The organism is Marinomonas sp. THO17 (genome assembly GCF_040436405.1).
GTDB lineage: Bacteria > Pseudomonadota > Gammaproteobacteria > Pseudomonadales > Marinomonadaceae > Marinomonas.
Genome location: NZ_AP031575.1, coordinates 901,827 through 922,003, shown reverse-complemented (window position 1 = coordinate 922,003; position 20,177 = coordinate 901,827). Strand labels below are relative to the sequence as shown.

19 protein-coding genes are annotated in these 20,177 nt (G+C 45.4%); 4 read left to right on the top strand and 15 right to left on the bottom strand.

What is annotated here, in order from left to right:
- The first annotated feature begins 2 nt into the window (after positions 1–2).
- On the top strand, positions 3–401 hold the full coding sequence (locus ABXS85_RS04345; RefSeq protein ID WP_353668811.1) for a DUF4150 domain-containing protein: 399 nt from the start codon (positions 3–5) through the stop codon (positions 399–401).
- 76 nt (positions 402–477) lie between these two features.
- Here ABXS85_RS04345 and ABXS85_RS04340 read toward each other — a convergent pair whose 3' ends face one another.
- From ABXS85_RS04340 to ABXS85_RS04305, 8 genes are all read right to left on the bottom strand, one after another.
- Complete coding sequence (locus ABXS85_RS04340) at positions 478–990, bottom strand: hypothetical protein (RefSeq protein ID WP_353668810.1); 513 nt, start codon at positions 988–990, stop codon at positions 478–480.
- Positions 991–998: 8 nt separating this feature from the next.
- Complete coding sequence (locus ABXS85_RS04335) at positions 999–1,445, bottom strand: hypothetical protein (protein ID WP_353668809.1); 447 nt, start codon at positions 1,443–1,445, stop codon at positions 999–1,001.
- 39 nt (positions 1,446–1,484) lie between these two features.
- Positions 1,485–2,624 (bottom strand): sigma-54 dependent transcriptional regulator, encoded by a 1,140-nt coding sequence (locus ABXS85_RS04330; RefSeq protein ID WP_353668808.1) that lies wholly within the window; start codon positions 2,622–2,624, stop codon positions 1,485–1,487.
- 963 nt (positions 2,625–3,587) lie between these two features.
- Positions 3,588–4,577 (bottom strand): 2-oxoglutarate and iron-dependent oxygenase domain-containing protein, encoded by a 990-nt coding sequence (locus ABXS85_RS04325; protein WP_353668807.1) that lies wholly within the window; start codon positions 4,575–4,577, stop codon positions 3,588–3,590.
- A gap of 113 nt (positions 4,578–4,690) precedes the next feature.
- Positions 4,691–5,188, bottom strand: a complete 498-nt coding sequence (locus ABXS85_RS04320; RefSeq protein ID WP_353668806.1) for a nucleoside deaminase — start codon at positions 5,186–5,188, stop codon at positions 4,691–4,693.
- A gap of 48 nt (positions 5,189–5,236) precedes the next feature.
- Positions 5,237–6,028, bottom strand: a complete 792-nt coding sequence (locus ABXS85_RS04315) for an ABC transporter permease (protein ID WP_353668805.1) — start codon at positions 6,026–6,028, stop codon at positions 5,237–5,239.
- The gene (locus ABXS85_RS04310; protein ID WP_353668804.1) at positions 6,006–6,788 is read right to left on the bottom strand and encodes an ABC transporter ATP-binding protein; all 783 of its coding nucleotides are present in this window, start codon (positions 6,786–6,788) and stop codon (positions 6,006–6,008) included. The genes ABXS85_RS04315 and ABXS85_RS04310 overlap by 23 nt, the downstream gene beginning before the upstream one ends.
- A gap of 31 nt (positions 6,789–6,819) precedes the next feature.
- Positions 6,820–7,800, bottom strand: coding sequence for an ABC transporter substrate-binding protein (locus tag ABXS85_RS04305; protein ID WP_353668803.1), 981 nt, complete (start codon positions 7,798–7,800; stop codon positions 6,820–6,822).
- A 225-nt stretch (positions 7,801–8,025) separates the two neighbouring features.
- Between ABXS85_RS04305 and xdhA the strand changes: the two genes are divergently transcribed.
- The 3 genes from xdhA (at position 8,026) to xdhC (ending at position 12,813) form a co-directional block, all read left to right on the top strand.
- Positions 8,026–9,516, top strand: a complete 1,491-nt coding sequence (xdhA, locus tag ABXS85_RS04300) for a xanthine dehydrogenase small subunit (protein ID WP_353668802.1) — start codon at positions 8,026–8,028, stop codon at positions 9,514–9,516.
- Entirely contained in the window at positions 9,509–11,842 is a 2,334-nt protein-coding gene (gene xdhB, locus ABXS85_RS04295; protein ID WP_353668801.1) for a xanthine dehydrogenase molybdopterin binding subunit, read from the top strand. Before xdhA ends, xdhB begins: the two co-directional genes overlap by 8 nt.
- Positions 11,843–11,949: 107 nt before the next feature.
- The gene (gene xdhC, locus ABXS85_RS04290) at positions 11,950–12,813 is read left to right on the top strand and encodes a xanthine dehydrogenase accessory protein XdhC (RefSeq protein ID WP_353668800.1); all 864 of its coding nucleotides are present in this window, start codon (positions 11,950–11,952) and stop codon (positions 12,811–12,813) included.
- A gap of 63 nt (positions 12,814–12,876) precedes the next feature.
- Here the strand turns inward: xdhC and ABXS85_RS04285 are convergent, their stop codons facing one another.
- The 7 genes from ABXS85_RS04285 to speB form a co-directional block, all read right to left on the bottom strand.
- Complete coding sequence (locus tag ABXS85_RS04285; RefSeq protein WP_353668799.1) at positions 12,877–13,788, bottom strand: glyoxylate/hydroxypyruvate reductase A; 912 nt, start codon at positions 13,786–13,788, stop codon at positions 12,877–12,879.
- A 20-nt stretch (positions 13,789–13,808) separates the two neighbouring features.
- Positions 13,809–14,546 (bottom strand): class II aldolase/adducin family protein, encoded by a 738-nt coding sequence (locus tag ABXS85_RS04280; RefSeq protein WP_353668798.1) that lies wholly within the window; start codon positions 14,544–14,546, stop codon positions 13,809–13,811.
- Positions 14,547–14,559: 13 nt separating this feature from the next.
- Positions 14,560–16,107 carry an amino acid ABC transporter permease/ATP-binding protein gene (locus tag ABXS85_RS04275; RefSeq protein ID WP_353668797.1) on the bottom strand — a complete coding sequence of 516 codons (1,548 nt, stop codon included), beginning with the start codon at positions 16,105–16,107 and terminating at the stop codon, positions 14,560–14,562.
- A gap of 167 nt (positions 16,108–16,274) precedes the next feature.
- Positions 16,275–17,072 carry an ABC transporter substrate-binding protein gene (locus tag ABXS85_RS04270; RefSeq protein WP_353668796.1) on the bottom strand — a complete coding sequence of 266 codons (798 nt, stop codon included), beginning with the start codon at positions 17,070–17,072 and terminating at the stop codon, positions 16,275–16,277.
- A gap of 68 nt (positions 17,073–17,140) precedes the next feature.
- Positions 17,141–18,184 (bottom strand): 2-oxoglutarate and iron-dependent oxygenase domain-containing protein, encoded by a 1,044-nt coding sequence (locus ABXS85_RS04265; RefSeq protein WP_353668795.1) that lies wholly within the window; start codon positions 18,182–18,184, stop codon positions 17,141–17,143.
- Positions 18,185–18,243: 59 nt separating this feature from the next.
- The gene (locus ABXS85_RS04260) at positions 18,244–19,095 is read right to left on the bottom strand and encodes a sugar phosphate isomerase/epimerase (protein WP_353668794.1); all 852 of its coding nucleotides are present in this window, start codon (positions 19,093–19,095) and stop codon (positions 18,244–18,246) included.
- 60 nt (positions 19,096–19,155) lie between these two features.
- Positions 19,156–20,118, bottom strand: a complete 963-nt coding sequence (gene speB / locus ABXS85_RS04255; RefSeq protein WP_353668793.1) for an agmatinase — start codon at positions 20,116–20,118, stop codon at positions 19,156–19,158.
- Positions 20,119–20,177 lie beyond the last annotated feature (59 nt).

Genomic DNA, 20,177 nt, shown 5'->3' with positions numbered 1-20,177 from the left:
CAATGTTTGCCAATACACAAATGCCAGCGATGAATCTGGGTTTTCCAGATGTGTGTAAAACCATCATCGCCTTAGCTGTGGTACCCATTCCATACCCTAATATCGCGATGACAGCGACAGCAATACCGAATGTGCCAAATATTTTTACTATGGCAATGCCTAATCATAACTTAATGACCATGATACCTATGTCAAATGGTAATCAGGCCGGGATTGCTATGGGGGTGGTGTCCAGTCTTATTATTGGTCCTTCACGTCATGTGTTTGGTAGTGTGAAAGTATTCACTTCGATTATGCCGGCGACCAAAATGCTATCACCAACAGGGCAAAATGGTATGGTGCCTAATGCGCCAGGAATAACGCTTACCCCTTCTCAGCCTAAGGTAATGATTTTGTCCTAACAAGAAATGCAGGTGGGGCGATGCGTCAATTGATATTAGTAAGGAGTATAATGGGGAGCCACCCTTTTAACTTGGGTTAATGTTTTGACACTAAAGATTGATGACGATGTGGCGCTGGATGGTGCTGCTCGCTGCGATGATCTGCATGCTTTTCATGTAAGTTGATAGGCGTATGATGAGGGCGCCTATTATTTGGGGATTGCGGTGAAAGTTGGGTTTGAAATTTTGTGCCCACTGCGGCATCCGTGCGATTACCGGGGTGACGAGTTTTCCCCCCTTGCATGTAATTTCTAATAGGCTGGTTGAGTTTGTGAAACAATGAGGAGTTGGTTCGAGTGGGTAATAGTCCACCGGGTTTTATTTCACCCGGACGACGTAATGATCCAGCGGGTAAATTCATGGTTTCCAAGGTGCGAAGGCGAATTTGTGTGGCAGAGACATCTTCCTCTAACATTGACTCAGCGAGTTTACCGCCAAAAGCGTTGCCCAGCGTTAAATGCGTCGCAGGTTTGGCGGGATTTTGATCATGTTTATCCCTTACGACTCTGACCATCTGTTGATAACGTCGAAGCGGTGGTAAGTAATTCATCCAGTAAGCTACTCATCCTCATTGGTATTTGCCTTTTCAGGCCATAGGCTGAGTGTAGATGATATTTGCTGATTTTGTAATGCTTGTTTTTTTTGCTCTGCTAACAAAGGGGTTGAATAAGGGCCAGCCAATAAAAAATACCATTCTCTTTGCAGATCGATGGCCTTGATAATAGTGACCAAATCAGTAGGAGAGGAAGCGTTAAGCAGCTTGGCTTTGTCTATGGCTTGGCTTAATTCACTGTATAAGCCAATTCTCAGGGCAAACTTTGTTTCTTTGGGGAAGGGGGTAATTAACAAGAATGAAGCCATTGGATAAGGTTTCGTCAGGGACTCCTTATCAAGCTGATAGGCAGGTGTTATTGGCTGATTGGTCGTTGGCAAAGTAGGTAAATACAGAGTGACCATCACGCCAACGAGCAGAAGACTAATCAATACCAGGATAAACTTCTTCATACTTGCCCTGTGGTATATGGTGGTTTATCACATGGCACTTCAATACAAATTTACGTCGATTTTTTTAATGTGATATTTTTTCACTAATTTGCCAAATGCCCGTCTTTCTTTTCCACATAGATTGGCGGCTTTGGTCACATTGCCTTCTGTGATGTGTAATAAACGCGATACGAATTTTGCTTCAAAGGTTTCAATGGCACGACGTTTGGCATTGGTAAAATTCAGTTCCTCAGCTGGATTATTTTTATCAAAGCTTATTTCTAAAGCTTCTTTAATTGAGTGCTGGTATACGCTTGACAGTGTTTCATCATAGACAGGTTTGCTGGGAGTAATTTCTAGACTATCGTGTTCTAGGCTATCGTGTTCTAGACTATCGTTGGAAGAGGATACTAACTGTGATGTATCTGAGCCTGAAAGTAACGGGGTGTCGAGTTCTTCAGAGGAATCAAGCCATTCTCCCGATACCATGAGATAGTATCTGTGTATGGCGTTTTCTAGTTCTCGTACATTGCCTGGCCATTCATAATCCATGAAGGAATGGAGTAAGTCTTGGCATATGCCTTTTTTATTTAATCCATATTGATGATTCAGTTTATCAATAAAGAAGTGGGTTAATGTCGCAATATCTTCTTTTCTTTCTCTAAGAGAAGGCACCTTAATCGACAGAATGTACAGACGGAAAAACAAATCTTGCCTGAAATCTTGGCTTGCTATTTTCTCTTCCAACCTGCAATTGGATGCCGCAATAAAGCGCGCATTTGTTTTTATGACTTGATTTGAACCTATGGGGCGAAACTCGGATTCTTGTAATACTCTTAATAAGGCAGCCTGAGATTTGAGGGAAAGACTGTCAATTTCGTCTAGGAAAATGGTGCCGCTATGAATGGATTTTAGAATGCCGTCTTTATCAGCCTTGGCGTCAGTAAAGGCGCCTTTTTTATAGCCAAATAATTCACTAGCAAATAATTCATCGGAAAAAGTAGAGCAATTGATCGCAACAAAGGGTTGATCCGCTAGGTTGCCACCGTAATGTAACCCTCTGGCGACCAGCTCTTTACCTGTACCTGTTTCACCAGTAATCAATACCGTGGTAGGGTATTTCGACATCATTTTAATGGTACTTCTAAGCTGCTTTATAACATCAGAATTTCCTATGATATTTAAATCAATAATATTCATATTAGGCCTCTTAATCATAGGGAAGGCATGAATAAGTCTTTTAAACGATACCGAAGTCAGTGGACTTGCTCATATCTCCCCTAGCATTCTTATGTTTTCCGTTAGCAGATACGAATAGTATTTTTGTGTTTGCGCCAGGGAAATTAGGAATAAGTCATCTCAACTTGATGATTAGCAGAGAAATGGCTTCTCAATAGGAAAGTGAGTTGAAATCTTAATAATATCCATTGCACTTTGCCAAATGAGACTATTTCTCTTAAGTCGTCAAAGAAGAGCGATAAAAAATATAGGTCGATATGGCAAGCATACAAGCTTGCTGCTAGACGTGAGATATATGCTCTTTATTTTGATTAATGCTTTCAAAACAGGATGGAGAACTTGTCTTGAAAGCTTTCTTTAAAAACTTTCTTTGAAAAAAAGCGGTCAATAAAAGAGCGTTATTTTTACGTCAAGACCATCAGACTTATTCGTACCCCCTTTAGTTTTCGTTACACTTTAAAACTTATCCTATAAGAGAGAAAAGCCTGAATGACAAGGTCAAAAATCAACATAATCCTTTTGACCTCATGCATTTTTATCCCTTTATATTATGACGAAATTTTATTTGAAATTCGCTTGGATAAAATATTCGATCCTTAGATAAATCATCTTGCGTTGAAGCTTATTGGGTCGAAACAACCCTTTTTTACATTAAGACTTTATTAGTAGCAATTAGAGTGCCAAAAAAATTTCCCTTTTAAATTAATAGGTTAATATTAATTTTTTGGAAGTTTTATGGGTTTGTTTCTACCCATTCGGGTTAAACTTAAGTAAAGATTTAAGTTAAGAATTATGAGTGTAGTTGAATTTTATTTTTTATGAAACTGAGTAAAGAAAGAAGTGAATTATTCAAGCTATTAAAAATTTAAAATTAATGGACAGTTTTAAAACCAAATCGCAGGGCTGCGATTTGGTTTTAAAGGGTTACTTTTTGTCTACAAAGTTGGCTTGGATTCGCTGATTGAGGAAGTCATCGGCACGAATGGCTTGATAGCGTTTGTTTGGCCCTTGAATGATTTGCGATTTATTGGCCTGACAAAAGAAAGCGATAGAGTGGCGACTGCCACAATATTCATTGATTCTTGGTAGACGCACTCTGTGTAAATTCGAGTTGAGTTGATCGTCACTCCAGCGCATTAGCATGTCACCAATATTACAGGTGATTACCTCACTACGAGGGGGAATGTTGGTCCAACGTTGGCTTTGTGCTTCTTCTCCCGGGCAGACTTGCAATCCTCCGTGCCCTTCATGTTGGAAGAGTAACGTCAGGCAATCAAAGTCAGTATGAGCACCGGCGCGCCAAATATTGCCTTGTTCTGTTACGCCTTGAGTAGGGTAATAATGCAGTAAACGCAAGGTGCTTTGATAATCACTTTGTTGCGGATCATGAGCCTTACTGAAGAAGTCCTGCTCGAAACCTAACTTTTCTGCGAAGCAAGACAGTACCTTCATACCCAGTTGCCAGCACTGTTTTTCAAACGATAGGGTGTTGGCTTGAAAATGAGGTAACTCTTCCTCTGTTGGCCAGAGGCCATCCATATGATATTGGGTAATTTGGTAGGATTCTTTTTGATCCTCTGTACCAGTAGATGGGCGAATTTGGCTGCGACTTTCCCACCCTGCGTTGACGCCTTTGGGCCTTAAGTATTTGCCTTTAATGCTTTCTGGTAACGCAAAGAAGCGCTCAGACTCTTTAAAGGCAGCATCAATATCCTGCTGTGCAATACCATGATGACTGAGCTGGAAAAAGCCAATTTCGGTGGCGGCTAGCCAAAGTTGTTCGCGTATTTCGTCTCGGCGATTCTCAAAGTCGCTCATGTCGATGACAGGAATGTCTCTGTCATCGGCGTCTTGTCCTGCACCACCAAAGGTGGTTTCGCGATTAAGTTCTTCCAGTGAGTATGAAGCGGTCATAGCATCTCCTAATATTACTTTTGGAAAATGGAGCAATGACCTGGCGAGACTTGAACGTACCGCCTGACAGCTTCTACTCCGGTATTTCTATGAGTGTTTATTTAACCTTGGTGTTACCAGAAATTCTCATGCAATTTTGCGGCCTCTTTTTCAAGGCAAGGGCCAAGCACTTCAACTTGGCGTTGGCCAGAATCAAAAACCGTACGACAAGGGAGGTCTAGGGTCGGATTTTCGGGGTGATTACCCGTAATGATTTTGAGGCTGGCTTCGCTTAAGCCATAAACAAGCCGCCCCAATCCTGCCCAATAAGCCGCCCCTGCACACATGGCGCAAGGTTCCGCCGACACATACATGGTGCAATTAGCGAGAAAATCAGGGCGATACGCCTTACTAGCACGTGTCATTAGCTTTCGTTCAGCGTGACCTGTCATATCGAAATCGGGTAAATAGCCATTTACCTGAGTCATGAGGATTTCACCATCTTCATCCACTAATAGGGCTGCAAACGGATGAATGCCTTGTTGCTTGGCTTCTTCTGCTAAAGCGAAGCTCTGGCGGAGAAAATCTTTATCCTGTTTTGATAGCTGATCGTCTTGTATTGAAAGGGTCATGTTTTTTCTCTATGTGCCGCTACAAGTTTTGGTTTTTTTGTCTTGGGGTTATTTGGTTTTGGGTAAGCTCCATGGAAAAAGCCATGCCTGAATCCATTGCACCGACTTAAAGAGTAATAAGCTGATGATGGATAAGAAAATCAAACCAGCAAAGGCTTGAGGAATTTTAAAGAAAGAGGTTGAGAACTGGATGAAATAACCCAATCCCTCTTCGGCGGCGACAAATTCCGCGACCACGGCACCAATGATGGCTAAGGTAATGGATACACGTAAGCCACTGAAAATATGTGGTATGGCGTAAGGAATGCGAATTTGCCAGGTTTCGCGATAGCGTGGTGCTCGCAAGGATTGGCTGAGTTCGATCATCTCAGGAGGTGTTTCCAACATGCCAGTAGTGGTCGACACCACCAATGGGAAGAAGGTGATCAAGCAGGTAATCAGCACCCGTGATGGGTCTTCTGTGCCTAACAAAACTATGATCAAAGGTGCCACAGCCACCACGGGGGTAGACTGGATAACGATTAAGGCAGGGTACAAGATGCGATTCATTAATTGCGAGCGCATCATGCCGATGGACAAAGGAATGGCAATGAAAATCGACAACAGGAACCCCATAAGGGCGACTCTTAGGGTTGCCCACAAATGCACCATCCAGCGAGAGAAATCGACCTGAAAAAAAGCCGTTACTATGGCGGAAGGGGAAGGCAAAATGTAATTAGGCACCTTGCCAACCCGACAGATGCCTTCCCACAATATCAGCAAACCAATAAAGAAGAGTGCGGGTGCAAAACGGTTTGCTTGCTGAGTCAGCCATTGCTTAGGCTGGGACTTCTGGTTCATAAATATAGCCTCGGATTAAGTCGGTGAGTTCCGCAAAGCGTGGCGAATTAATGGTTTTGGAGGTGCGAGGACGAGGTAAGTCCACCTCGATTAAGTCCAAAACCGTACCGGGGCGTTTGCTCATCACCAGAATGCGATCAGACAGTAATACGGCTTCACTAATGGAGTGGGTAATAAAGAGGACAGTTTTCGGATGATCATGCCAGATTTTTAATAAATCAAAACCAATCTGTTCTCGGGTTAAGGCATCTAACGCGGAAAAGGGCTCATCCATTAATAAAATGTCAGGGTTCAATAACAAGGCCCGCACTATGCCAACCCTTTGTTGCATCCCACCAGACAATTCATCTGGCATTTTGTCGGCAAACTGACTCAATCCAGCCATGTCTAATAATTCATTTGCACGTTTTTCGTCTGATTCAGAGTAACGTCCATACTTATGCTTTAGGGGAAATAGAACATTTTTACGTACCGTTAGCCAAGGCAATAAATTGGCCTTTTGAAAAACGATTCCTACATCATCTCTCGGTTCGGTAACAGGGCGATTAAAAACTGACACTTTTCCCTGTGATGGAATTAATAAGCCAGAGACCATGCGTAACAGGGTGGATTTGCCACAGCCTGACGGCCCAACCACCGCCACGAATTCGTGACGGTGAATGTCCAAGTCTATGTCTTTTACCACTAACGAGGTTTGTGAATCGTATTGGTGGCCCACCCCTTTCATGCTGACATAAGCCGAGTTTTTTTGCTGATCCATGTAAAGGCCGCCTTACTTAAGATGATTCGAATTACTTGAAGAAGCTGCTGTCGACCACAGTTTCTGGATCAAGGGCGTCTTCACTCAGACCATTGGCTTTGGCAGCGTAATCCCAAGTTTGTTTAATTCGCTGTGCAGTAAAATGACCGAAGCCATCTTTTTCAGTGACATCGTTGAATACCAAGCCTGTGATGCTTTTGATTTGCGCTGCGACAATGTCTGCATCCACTTCCGGTACCATTTTATGAAGGTCTTCGCCTGCTTGTTGTGGGTTTTCGTAGGTGAATTTGACGGCTTTAGCGAAGGCTTTAATAAAGCGTTTAGCCACCTCTGGGCGTTCCTCAAGGAAACGCTCTGAAGCAAGTAGAGAGGAACTGTATAACGACAGCCCTGAGTCAGACCAAGGCATTTCGACAATTTCTTTACCGGCATTTTTGGCTTGTGCGCTAAACAAAGCCGTGTTGGTCACCCAAGCAATAATGGCGTCGGTATTACCTGTTATCATCATGGGTGCTAGAGCGCCTGGATCTGCTTTCACCAGCTTGATATCACTCTCGCTTAAATTGTTTTCTTTTAGCACCAAAGGCAAGAAGGCATTTGATGAGGTAAAGGGCGAAGTGGCGACTTTTTTGCCTTTTAAATCTTTAATGGAAGCTATGCCGCTGCTTTTTAAGGCGAAAAAAGCGTGAGGTGCTTGTGTGAAATAGGGCATAACGGCGACCACAGGCACATCATCTTGGGCTTTTGCCGCCATTAAGGCACTGATGTCAGAACTGCCTATGTCAGATTGCCCAGTGGCCATTTTGGTTAGAGCATCGGTGGAACCACGACCACTGGCAATGCTTACTTGCAAATCTTCTTCGGCAAAGAACCCTTGCTGAATCCCCACATACACAGGTGCTTTGTCGCCCCCTGGTAACCAATCTAGCTGGAAGGTCACTTGGTCTGCGGCGAGGACAGAAGTACTGACTATTAGGCTGGCAAGTAAGGAAGCGCGTAATACTTTTTTCATGGATTCTCTCCGTTAGTGTGCCTTAAATAAAGAAAAGGGTCTGAAATTTGATTCAGTCGTTTCATTTCACATTCTTTTGCAACTAATGTTCCAGTTTTATGGGGCTTGACGTTTTTAACGGCTGGCATTGTGAAATCTCAGGGAATGGGCTTTAATGTTAGAAAAGTCTGTACGATTGGTCAGGTTTTTGCATCGTGACAGACAAAGAGGCATGAGGAGAGAGCTTTGAAATTCATATTAAACGACCGTGTGGTTGAGGAAACATCGCTCCCCAGTGATTTTACTGCGTTACGCTATTTGCGAGAAAAGCGCGGTTTAACGGGAACGAAAGAAGGCTGTGCATCGGGCGATTGTGGTGCGTGCACGCTGCTTGTTGGTGCACTGGAAGAGGGCAAAGTAACCTATTTCACCCTTAATTCTTGCATTACCCCTTTGCAGTCTCTGGCAGGCAAGCATGTGGTGTCAGTCGAGTATTTAGCTGAATTGGGAGAAGGCCTTCATCCTGCTCAACAATCCATGGTCGATGCCCACGGTTCACAGTGTGGTTTTTGTACACCGGGTTTTGTGATGTCTTTGGCAGGCTTGTATGAAAATCTTGCTCAGACAGATCAGGTCTTGGATCGTGAATCTGTGTGCGATGCCATTTCTGGAAACCTATGCCGCTGTACTGGCTATCGCCCCATTATTGAAGCTGGGCTTGCGATGGCAGGACAGCAAGATCATTTGTTGAGTCAACAGGACTGGTTGAAAACCGCATTAGCTGATCTAGAGCAATCAGCAACCAATACAAATTATTTGCGCCCCACAAGCTTAGCGGAAGCCCTCGCAGCAAAACAGCAGTATCCAGATGCGGAATTTATCGCGGGTGGAACAGATTTAATGCTGGAAAACACCCAGCGTTATAAAGATTTTAATCTGCTGATTGATCTTAATAATGTGGCTGAGATTCAGCAGTTAGAAGCGCAGGGTGAGCAACTTATAATTGGTGCTGGCGTCACTTACAGTCAATTGGAGGACTTTAGTCAAGTCGCTTATCCGCAGCTTTATCATCTGCTGAGTCGTATTGCGTCACGACAGATTCGTAATCGCGGCACCCTAGGTGGCAATGTGGCAAATGCCTCGCCTATTGCCGATATGCCTCCTATTTTGCTGGCGTTTGATGCCGATGTGCGGTTGGACAAAGTTGATGGTTCTAGCCGTATGGTTAAGATGTCGGAATTTTATTTAGGCTATAAACACACCCAGTTGGCCGATGATGAATGCCTCGTTGCTTTCCACATTGCGTTGGACAAGCTGGCGGATTTTCACCGTTTCTATAAAGTCTCCAAACGTATGGAAGACGACATTTCCAGTGTGCTATTAGCCGCGCGTTTTAGGGTTAATGAAGGGCGAATGACTGACGTTCGTCTCGCGTTTGGCGGTATGGCCGCTACCCCCATTCGTGCTAACGCTGCGGAGGCTTGTTTGCAAGATGTGGCGCTCACAGATGAGGTAGCATTAGAGCAAGCTTTGCAGGCTTTGCGTGAGGAATTAAAGCCCATGAGTGATATGCGGGCCAGCGCGCAATATCGTCTCGATATGGCGAGTAATTTAGTACGTAAAGCTTGGTTGGAGTTAAAAGGTGATCCCGTGCCGACGCTTTCAGGCCACCCAGTGCCTGAATCCTGGTTGGCTCTTGGTCAAGACATAGGCAACAAGGGGGTGGATCATGCGTAAATTGCCGGACAATCTTATCACAGGGCAGGATACCAAAGCCTTACCCAGTCACGAATCCGCCCTCAAGCATGTGACGGGAGACGCGGTGTATATTGATGACATGCCAGAGTGGCCCAATGAGCTTCATGTGGCTACAGGCAAGTCCACTGAAGCCTTTGCTGACATAGTGTCGATAAATTTGGATAAGGTAAAAGCTTACCCGGGTGTGGTGGATGTGATCTTGCAAGCAGACATTCCTGGGGACCCTGATGTCTCCCCTGTATTAAGTGGTGATATGTTATTGGCAGGGGATTTTGTTCATTATATTGGTCAGCCTATTTTTGCCGTGGCGGCCACCAATTTGCGAGCCGCGAAACAAGCGGTGGAATTGGCTGAAATTACTTATCAGAGTAAAGCCGCTACCTTGCATCCAAAAGACTCATTGGCGCGCCAAGAGTTTGTTTTACCTACCCACACCATTCGTTGCGGCGACAGTAAAACCGCATTAGCACAAGCTGAGCATACCTTGTCGTCGGATCTCTATATTAAAGGTCAGGAGCACTTTTATTTGGAAGGCCAAATCAGTGTCGCTATTCCGAATGAAGACGGGGGAGTACAGGTGTTTGCTTCTTCACAACACCCAGCAGAAGTGCAGAAATTGGTGGCGCGGGTATTGGATTTGCCCGTTGCTCAAGTGCTGGTGGAAACGCGACGTATGGGCGGCGGCTTTGGCGGAAAAGAATCGCAAGCGGCGACACTCGGGTGCATGGCGGCGGTATTGGCGGTGCGCAACCGTTGTCCAGTGAAATACCGCATGCCACGTCAAGACGATATGGTGCAAACGGGTAAACGTCACGACTTCTGGAATTCATATCAAGTGGGTTTTACACAGCAAGGTGAAATTGTCGCGGCGGAATACGACATGGTGGGCAAATGTGGCTGTACCGCAGACTTATCCGATGGTGTGGTGGATCGGGCCATGTTTCATGCTGACAATGCTTATTTCTTACCCAATGCTCGTATCAGTGGTTATCGAGGCAAAACTCACACGGTTTCCAATACGGCATTTCGTGGTTTTGGTGGCCCCAAAGGGGTGCTGTTAGCGGAAAACATTATTGAAGAAATTGCCTGCAAAGTCGGCAAAGACGCGTTGGACATTCGTAAGCTGAATTGCTATCAAACGGGCAAAGACACCACGCCTTATGGTCAGCAGATTGAAGAAGATGTGTTGTTAAGCTTGATCGAGGAATTGGAGGTGAGTTCCGACTATCGTGCTCGCCGTGAGGCCATCAAAGCTTATAATCGACAAAGCCCGTATCTGAAAAAGGGCTTAGCCTTAACTCCGGTGAAATTCGGTATTTCCTTCACTTCCAAACACCTTAACCAAGGCGGAGCTTTGGTGCATGTGTACACAGATGGCAGTGTTCATGTGAGTCACGGTGGCACGGAAATGGGACAGGGTTTATACACCAAGGTGGCACAAATTGTTGCGAAGGCGTTTGGCATTGATTATCAAAGGGTCAATGTGGGGGCGACACGTACTGATAAGGTGCCGAATGCTTCGCCCACGGCGGCATCCGCGGGAACGGACTTAAATGGTATGGCGGCCTTAGACGCTGCCAATACTATTAAGGAGCGATTACGTGAATTCGCTGTTGAGCAGTTTGCCATTTCAGCCGAAGACTTTGCCATTGCAGACGATGTGGTGAGTTTGGGAGCCGACAGCATGGGCTTCCCTGAATTCATCAAATTGGCCTATATGAACCGGGTGTCTTTGTCGTCGACGGGGTTTTATAAAACGCCGAAAATTGGTTACGACAGAAAAGCCGCAAAAGGTCGACCTTTCTTGTATTTCGCCAACGGCGCTTCGGTATCGGAAGTGATTGTCGATACCTTAACGGGAGAATATAAGGTGACGCAGGTGGACATTCTGCACGATGTGGGCTACTCCATTAACTCGCACATTGATATTGGCCAGATAGAAGGGGCTTTTGTGCAAGGCATGGGCTGGCTAACGTCGGAAGAACTTAGCTGGGATGACAAAGGACGTATTACCACCAACAGTCCGGCGAATTATAAAATTCCAACCTCCGCCGATGTGCCAGAAAAGCTCACCGTGAAACTTTTTGATCGCGCCAACAGTGAAGAAACCGTGTATCGCTCCAAAGCCGTTGGTGAGCCACCATTGATGTTGGGGATTTCCGTATGGTGTGCATTAAAAGATGCATGCGCTTCTCTATGTGATTATCAGTTATCACCGCCTTTATCTGCACCCGCGACACCGGAAGCTGTGTACTATGCTTTGCAAGCAGCGAAAGCCTATCAAGCTGGCGCGAAAGCGTCATAACAATAGGGTGAAAAAGGAGGTGAAACTATGATGTCTTCTCTTAATTGGATTCAAGCTCTGGTGGAAGTGGAAGTTCAAGTAGGGCAAGAGGGTAAGGAGGTCAGCCTATGATGTCTTCTCTTAATTGGATTCAAGCTCTGGTGGAAGTGGAAAAGTCAGGGCAAGCTTGGGTGATGGCCACTGTGATCGGCACCAAAGGTTCGTCACCGCGAGAATCAGCAAGCAAGATGGTGATTACCGCAGAACACAGTTTTGACACCATAGGTGGGGGACAGTTGGAATACGCTGTCTGTCAAAAAGCCCGTGCCATGCTGGAGGCGAACGAGGGGCCATCGCATATATTGGAAAACTTTCCGCTTGCCGCCAAAACCAACCAGTGCTGTGGCGGGGCGGTGAGTGTTTTGTTGGAATATTTTCCAGAACCCGCAGCGAAAATCACCATTTTCGGCATGGGCCACGTAGCGACCACCTTGGTGAATGTATTGGGGGAAATGCAGGCTAAAATCCGTTGGGTAGACAGTCGTACCAGCCTTGTTCAAGACAAGAAAACAAGTGATTTGCCGAGCAATGTGACGCCCTTGGTATACGATTCCATGCTGGAGCATGTAGAGGTCATGACCGCCAATGAAATCGCCTTGGTCATGACCCATGATCATGCGTTGGATTATCAGCTGGTGGAAGCCCTGTTGGATCGAAAAGATTGTCGCTTTATCGGTTTGATTGGTTCACAGACCAAAGCCATGCGCTTTAAAAAGCGCTTGGCCAGTGCGTCATTTAGTAAAGCGGAGATTGATTCTGTTCACAGCCCAGTGGGTATACCCGAAGTGGCCGGGAAAAAGCCCTTTGAAATTGCCATTTCCATTGCCGGACAGATTATTCAATTGACCCAAGGTGACCTGCAAAGGGAGCAGAAAAAAGCCACTGGTTTGACTTGGCAAGACATTAACAAGGTGTTGAGTGAGTCCCATTAAAGAAATTGGTAAATGAAGGTAATCGGTTAAATGAAAGCCTTGAGTTAACAGGATATTGTCTCTTTAGAGCCTGTTTATGAGGGGATCTCCGCTTTGCCAACGCATGGCATTTTCTGATACTTGTTTTACCAGTGTGGCGATGGAAGAGGCGGACGCCATGTGTGGTGTGATCAATAGGTTGGGAATGCGCCAAAAGGGGCTTTCTTTTGATAGGGGCTCTTCATCAAAGACATCCAAAATGGCGCCACGTAAGCATTGTGTTTGCAGTGCAGTAATGAGGTCGTCATAATTCACATGTCCGCCGCGGCCACAGTTTACTAGGGCGGCGTCCTTGTTGAGTTCAGACAGTAAAGTCTGATTAATGATGCCAGATGTCTTGTCGTTTAAAGGTAAGAGGTTGATGAGGATATCGGTTTTTTTAAGCATCAAAGAAAGTTCACTTTTGCCCACATAGCTGGTGACATTGGTTACGCTTTTTCTAGAATTTGACCAACCAGCGACTTGATATCCTTGTTGCGCAAGCCCTTTAGCGACAAAGCTGCCTATTTCTCCCATCCCCATGATACTGACATAGGTTTGCTGCGCTGGGCGCTGAACATAGCGTTGCCAATCTTGCTGGTTTTGGTGTCGCATCGCCTTGTCAAAATCTCTTTGAAAATAAAGTACTGCCCAAAGCACATATTCCAGCATTCCCGCTTTTTGCTCTTCATCTACAATTCTGCAGATTGAGCGAGTGGAGTTCAGCAATGTTTCTCCTAAATGATCGACCCCCGCCGCTAATGAGTGCAGACATTTGATATTAGGAAACCTGTCCAGTAAATCGGCTTGAGGGTACCAGCAGGCTGCCATGTGGGCCTTTACGGCATGTGGGCTCTCTGGCAGCACCCATTCTATCCATGGATATTGCTGAGATTGAGCCAGCAACTCATTATTGAACTCGTCATCATTGGACGCTAGGAGAACATAAAGGGGCATTTCGATTCCCTATCGATTGCTTAGTCTTTGTAAGATTGATCGATTCGATCCAGTTTACGCTTCCAGGCCTGCCATACAATATGGCGTTCATGTTCTACCTTTTTAAATTGCCCTGATACGTAATCAGCAAGGGAATCAGGAATGGTGTCAATGGCGGAGAGGCTGGCAACTTGTCCTACTGCAAGCTGAATTTCACAGGCTTTATTCAGGTAGAACATCACTTGGAAAGCATCAGCCACTGTCGCCCCAACACTTAATAGGCCATGATTCTTTAGCACTAACGCAATATTGTCCCCTAGTGAGGTTTGGATACGTTGACGTTCGTCTAGATTAAAGGCGACACCTTCATAGGCGTGATACCCCAAACGCTGATGAAATTCGGCGCTGATTTGATTGAGATTGAGCAGTCCGCTCTTGCAAGCTGCCACCGCCATGCCTGCCAAGGTATGGGTATGGATCACGCAATGGGCATCGTCGCGTGCCATGTGCACTGCACTGTGAATGGTGAAGCCAGCAGGGTTGTAATCTGCATTGCCTTCTATTACTTGACCATTGAGGTCCACAACAATGAGGTCACTTGCGCAAATCTCATCGAACATCAAGCCAAATGGGTTGATTAAAAATCTCGGCTCACCTGCTATGGTATCAGGCAGGCGAACTGAAAAATGTGTGTATAAGGTGTCTTCCCAGCCTAGCATGGCCGCTAGCCGATAAGCGGCTGCTAAGTCTTGGCGTAATTCTAGTTCGGTTTGTTGCATGGACCTTTATTCCCTATGCTGTGTATTCGCTTGGTTGTGCCTCTATTCCCATAAACTGTTTTGCTCTAAGCAAAGCAGGGTGGTTGTCATCGGCCTGCATAATGTCTTGTGGACTTGCGTCTGCCTGAATGATGCCATGTTCCATCATGATGACGCGATCGGATACCGATAAAGCAAAGTCCATCTCATGTGTCACGATAATTAATGTCATGCCTTCTTTGGCGAGATCTTGGATGACCTTCAGCACTTCGCCAACCATTTCAGGGTCGAGTGCCGATGTTGGCTCATCAAACAGGATAATGTCGGGAGACAGGGCGAGGGTTCGCGCAATGGCCACACGTTGTTGTTGTCCACCCGAGAGTTGATGAGGGTATTTGTCTGCATGGGCAAGTAACCCGACTCGATCCAGTAGATACAGGGCTTGTTTACGATTTACCTCTGCATCACTCGGTTTGCCATGATAGCGGGGGGCTAGCATGATGTTTTCCAGCGCCGTTTTGTGTGGAAAGAGATTAAAGCTTTGGAAAACCATACCAATACGCTGCAAACCTTTGCGAAGGTTTCTCTGATTTGGTTTTTGACCGCCTTTGATGAAATCCTCTCCAAATAAAATCACTTCACCGCCGTTGAGTGTTTCGAGCAAGTTGATGGTTCGAATGAGGGTGGTTTTACCTGAGCCGGAAGGGCCGATAATACTAATAACTTCGCCAATTTTGATGTCCATATCAATCTTTTTAAGGACTTCATGATCACCAAACTGTTTGCGAATTTGCTTAAGTTGCAAGGCGGGTGGCTGGCCTTTTGAATCTGGGGTCTCTCTTGAGGGTATGGCGGTCGCGGCTTTTCTTAGCGCGACGCATTGTTCGTCCGAGAGGGTTTCAGGTTTACGTGATGGCACATCGAGTTTTTTTTCAATCCACTGTAAAACTGAACCAAAGATGGTCACAATCGCAACGTAATAAACCGCCACTGCGAGTAAGGTTTCCATGACGAGAAAGTTTTGTGAATAAAGGCGCTGACCTGTTTGTAGTAATTCTGGTAATGAAATCGCTGAAACAAGAGAGCTAAGCTTGATTACAGTGACGTATTCGTTGATCAAGGCTGGCATGGAAATTCGAATGGCTTGAGGAATGACAATCAGTCTCTGAACGCCAATAAAACCAATATTCAGCGCGTGTCCTGCTTCTCTTTGTCCTTGGGCAACAGACAGCAAACCCGTGCGATGGATCTCCGCCATATAGGCTGCTTCTGTAACGACTAAACTAACCAAGCCGGCAATAAATGGCACACCAAGATAAGGCCCAGTAGCAGGAAAGAGTTGTGGTAAGTTATAGACAAAAACAAGGACGACTAACAGGGGGACGCTACGAAAAAACCAAATAAACACACCCGCAGGAAGATTTAACCAGCGTGCGGTGGACATTTTGGCACAAGCAATAACAAACCCCAAGCCAAGTCCTAGTATCCAAGAAAGTGTGCTGATAACGACAACCGTGACGCAGGCTCTGTAAAAAGAGGCCATGGTAAACAGTGAGAAAAAATATTCCCAATCTAAATTCATTTGAGCTCCGATACCTATCTCAAGAATAGGCGTTCTTCTTCGTTAGATGAAATCAATGTGCACATGTTGCGTGAGATCAGAAAGAGTAGGAGCGCGTCCATGACGCTACCACTCTTTATACCTTAGTCATTGCTTGGAGTTTGTAGCTCCATATTAAGCAAAGGTTATTATTTGCTGACCGGCGTTAGTTCGTATTTACGAATGAGCTCATAGTAGGAACCATCTGCTTTGATTTCTGCCATGGCTTTTTCAAAGGCTTTTTTCAGTTCGGTATTGCCTTTTTTTACATAGATGCCCAATGTGTTTGGGTAAACCAAATCAGTCGAACTGATTTTTACTCGACCCTTAGTACGTTCAACAAACATCTGTGCTGCGCCGGCAATTTCAACTTGTGCTTGAATGTTGCCTGATAACATGGCTTGTGTGGCTTCTGGAGCAGATGGAAATTCTTGAATTTTGATGGCTTCTTTGCCATTTGGGAGACAATAAGAGGTGGATAATTCACCTAACTCTTTTACCCAAGAGGTGCCTGTTTGCAGCCCGACTTTCAGACCGCATAAGTCTTTGTCTGTTGCCGGAGAGACTGTGCTGTTTTTCGCGACCATGATGGCGGCGCCAGTTCGAGCATAGGGTATAGCGTCTGCCTGTTTTAGACGTTCGTCTTTGATGTACATACCGGAAATGACAGCATCAAATTTGTTGGCACCTAATCCTAGAATCAGACCAGTGAACTTGTTGTCACTGAAGCTTTCCTCCACCCCCATTTTGGCGGCTAAGAGAGCTGTAAGCTCTGGGTCAAACCCTACTACCTTGTCACCATCGTAAGATTCAAATGGAGGATAGGTGATTTCCATGCCAATGACGAGTTTTCCGTCTGTCAGTGTTCCAGCCACTGCCATTTGGCTAAAGATACCTGTTGCTAATAGGGTTAATCCAGTTACGATTTTCGATGTGATTGGTTTCATTTTGTCGTTCCTCAGTAGTTTATTTATAGCGCTTCTCTTTTGTGATCTAGTTATTATTGTTTTTCGGGTTAAGAGTGGTTTTTCATGTATCCAAAGGTAGCAACGTCAGTCGCTCGCTCCGGCATGGAGAGCTCACCTTTGGCAACTTTTTCTCGTAAGTATCGATAGGTTTGTAAAGCTTGGCTGTACATGTGATCGCCTATGCTTAGTTCTTTATATTCGGTATTACCATTATCGAATTGGGGCAACGGACGAATCAGCGTGTGGTAATCACAGGCGAAAAATAAAGGAAAGGAATAGCGCTCTTGAGATACTTTGCGAACCCGATGTGATGTGGCGACAAAACGCCCAGCTGTAAGCACTTCGAGCATATCCCCAATATTGATGACTAAGGCTTCTTCTGCTCCGTTTTTGAGCGGTGGGGCATCTATCCAGATACCATCATCATTCATGACTTCTAGACCGGGTTGATCGGATAGTAGCATGGTGAAGCACTCGTAATCTGTGTGCGCACCGATACCCGGTCTGTCTTCGGCTTCAGCATCAAAAGGATAGTGAATTAAGCGCAGTTTGGCGGGCGGACAAGTCACCATTGACTCGAAGTAATCTTCTTCAAGATCCAATGCCAAAGCAAAACCAGAGAAGAGTTTTCGTCCCAGTGCGAAAACAGTTTCATAGTAATCTAATGCAGGTTCTTTGAAATTTTCCAGCCTTGGCCAGTCATTTGCACCAATCAGAGGAGTTTTGTTTATAACAAAAGGGTGGTCTTCAGGTGCAGGAAAGCCAATATCAAAGGCCTCTTTCTTGTCGGGTTTGCCTGTGCCATAGATTTCTTCACCCTCAGGTACAAAACCTTTGTGGGTTTTGGACGTTCCTATGTAGTAGTCCATTTTTTTATTAATGGGTTGAGCAAAGAATTGTTTGGCTGCCTCTCGAAGTGCTTTGATTTTATCGGCAGGTATGCCGTGCCCTGTGACATACAAAAAGCCAACGTCTCTGGCGGCTTCGCCCATTTTTGCCGCGACCTTCTTTCTTTCCTCAAGGGATTCGCTGAACAGTCCTGCTACGTTCACAACGGGAATACGAGTAAATGTTTTGTTAGATGAACTCATAATAAAATCCTAACTCTGATACTAAATGCGCTAATTAATGGGTATTGGTTGGTAAAGCGTTATCCGTCGACTGTGTTAATAAATCGGTTAAAATGAGAGCGTTCCTCTAATGCCATCCAATCATTTAGTGACCAAAGATCTGCCACTGGCACATTGGTAAATGGCAGATGATGTAAGTAACCATCAGGGCCAAATTCGGTAGTCATGGTGGTGATGTTTCGACCTTCTGCTTGATGTCGCTGCCAAATAGATTGCCAAGTAGATTGATGAAATTTAAGGGCTGTTTTGAATTCTGGGGCGGCTGGGTGAGGAGTCTGTGCTCCCTGATCATAGCCAACTCGAGCTTGAATATGGTAAACACGGTCCAGAAAGCTTGATAAATCGTCTTCGGGTTGGTTAAGCAAGCGTTCGCACACTAATACCCAATGACTAATGTCCATAGTGAAATTAAGATTGGGCAGCTGGTCGATGAGTTCAAGGGTAGGCCAGGGGCTGTAGAGAGAGGTGCCCCTATGCGTTTCAAAACTGCATATTATGCCTGCTTTTTCGGAGAGTTCTTGAGCTTGGCCAAAGAAGTCGACCTGTTGTGACATGGGCCAACGGTCATTCCCTGCCAATACATTAATGAACTTAGCGCCGAGTGTTTGGGCCGATTCGATCTGTCTTGCCATTCGTTCTAAATGTTGTTGTGGTGATTCCGACTGGTCGGGAATGACATTACCACCGGTAAATAAAATGGCAATGTAATCCAGCTCATTTCGAGTGAGCTCTTGTTTAAAACGGCTTATCGCTTCTGATGTGAGAGGAATTCGACCCTCGACGCCAGTAAATCCGACTGCTTTTAATTGGGATGCGATGTCGTCCAGACAGGACGTTACCCCCCAAAGTGTTCGATATAATGCTAACTGCATATTGACCTGCCCGTCGCTAGTGCATGTAATGTGTCGTTTACTTTTTAGGTATGCTGTTCTTTACCGATACTGAACACCGGGTAAAACACACAGCATCTCATACAGGTAATTCGCGGCTAATTGCGAAGTATTACCACTCACATCGTAAGGTGGTGATACCTCGACCAAATCTGCGCCAATCAGGTTTAAGTTTTTGCAACCTCGTATGATCTCAAGACCCTGAATGGAGGTTAAACCGCCCACTTCTGGTGTGCCTGTACCAGGTGCCCAAGCAGGATCAATGCCATCGATATCAAATGAAAGATAGACAGGGCGTTCGCCGATCTTTTGGCGTATTTCACTCATAAGAGGATCAAGTGATTTGTGCCAGCATTGTTCTGCTGTAATGAGGGTGAAGCCTTGCGTTTCACCCCATTTAAAGTCTTCGGCGGAGTAACCTTGTGCCCGCTGTCCAATTTGGAATACCGCATCGCAATCGAGCAGCCCTTCCTCTACTGCGCGACGGAATGTTGTGCCGTGGGCTATTTTTTCACCAAACATATTGTCGTTGGTGTCGGTGTGTGCATCCACGTGAATCAAGGCAACAGGACCATGCTTTTTTTTGAGGGCGCGCAGAATAGGTAGGGTCAATGTATGGTCACCACCTAATGTCAGTGGGATAAGAGAGTATGGATTGAGCTTGTTGTAATATTCTTCAATGATGTCGACGGACTTCAACAGATTATAGGTATTGATTGGCACATCACCGATATCTGCCACAGAGAGTGAGTCAAAAGGAGCGGCTCCCGTAGCCATATTATAAGGTCGAATCATCACGGATTCGGCACGGATTTGACGCGGGCCATAACGAGTACCAGCACGTTGGGACGTGCCGACATCAAGTGGAACCCCGATAAAAGCCACATCAAGTGCATCTAGCTCTTCCACAAATGGCAGACGCATCATGGTTGCGCGGCCACCAAAACGTGGCATGTCGTTACCACTCTGTGGTTGATAAAGGGGCTTGTGCTGCGGATTATGCATAGTCATGGGCCTTAGCAGTGTGATTTTTTAACTAAGGTTCATGTTAGAAAAGCGACCTT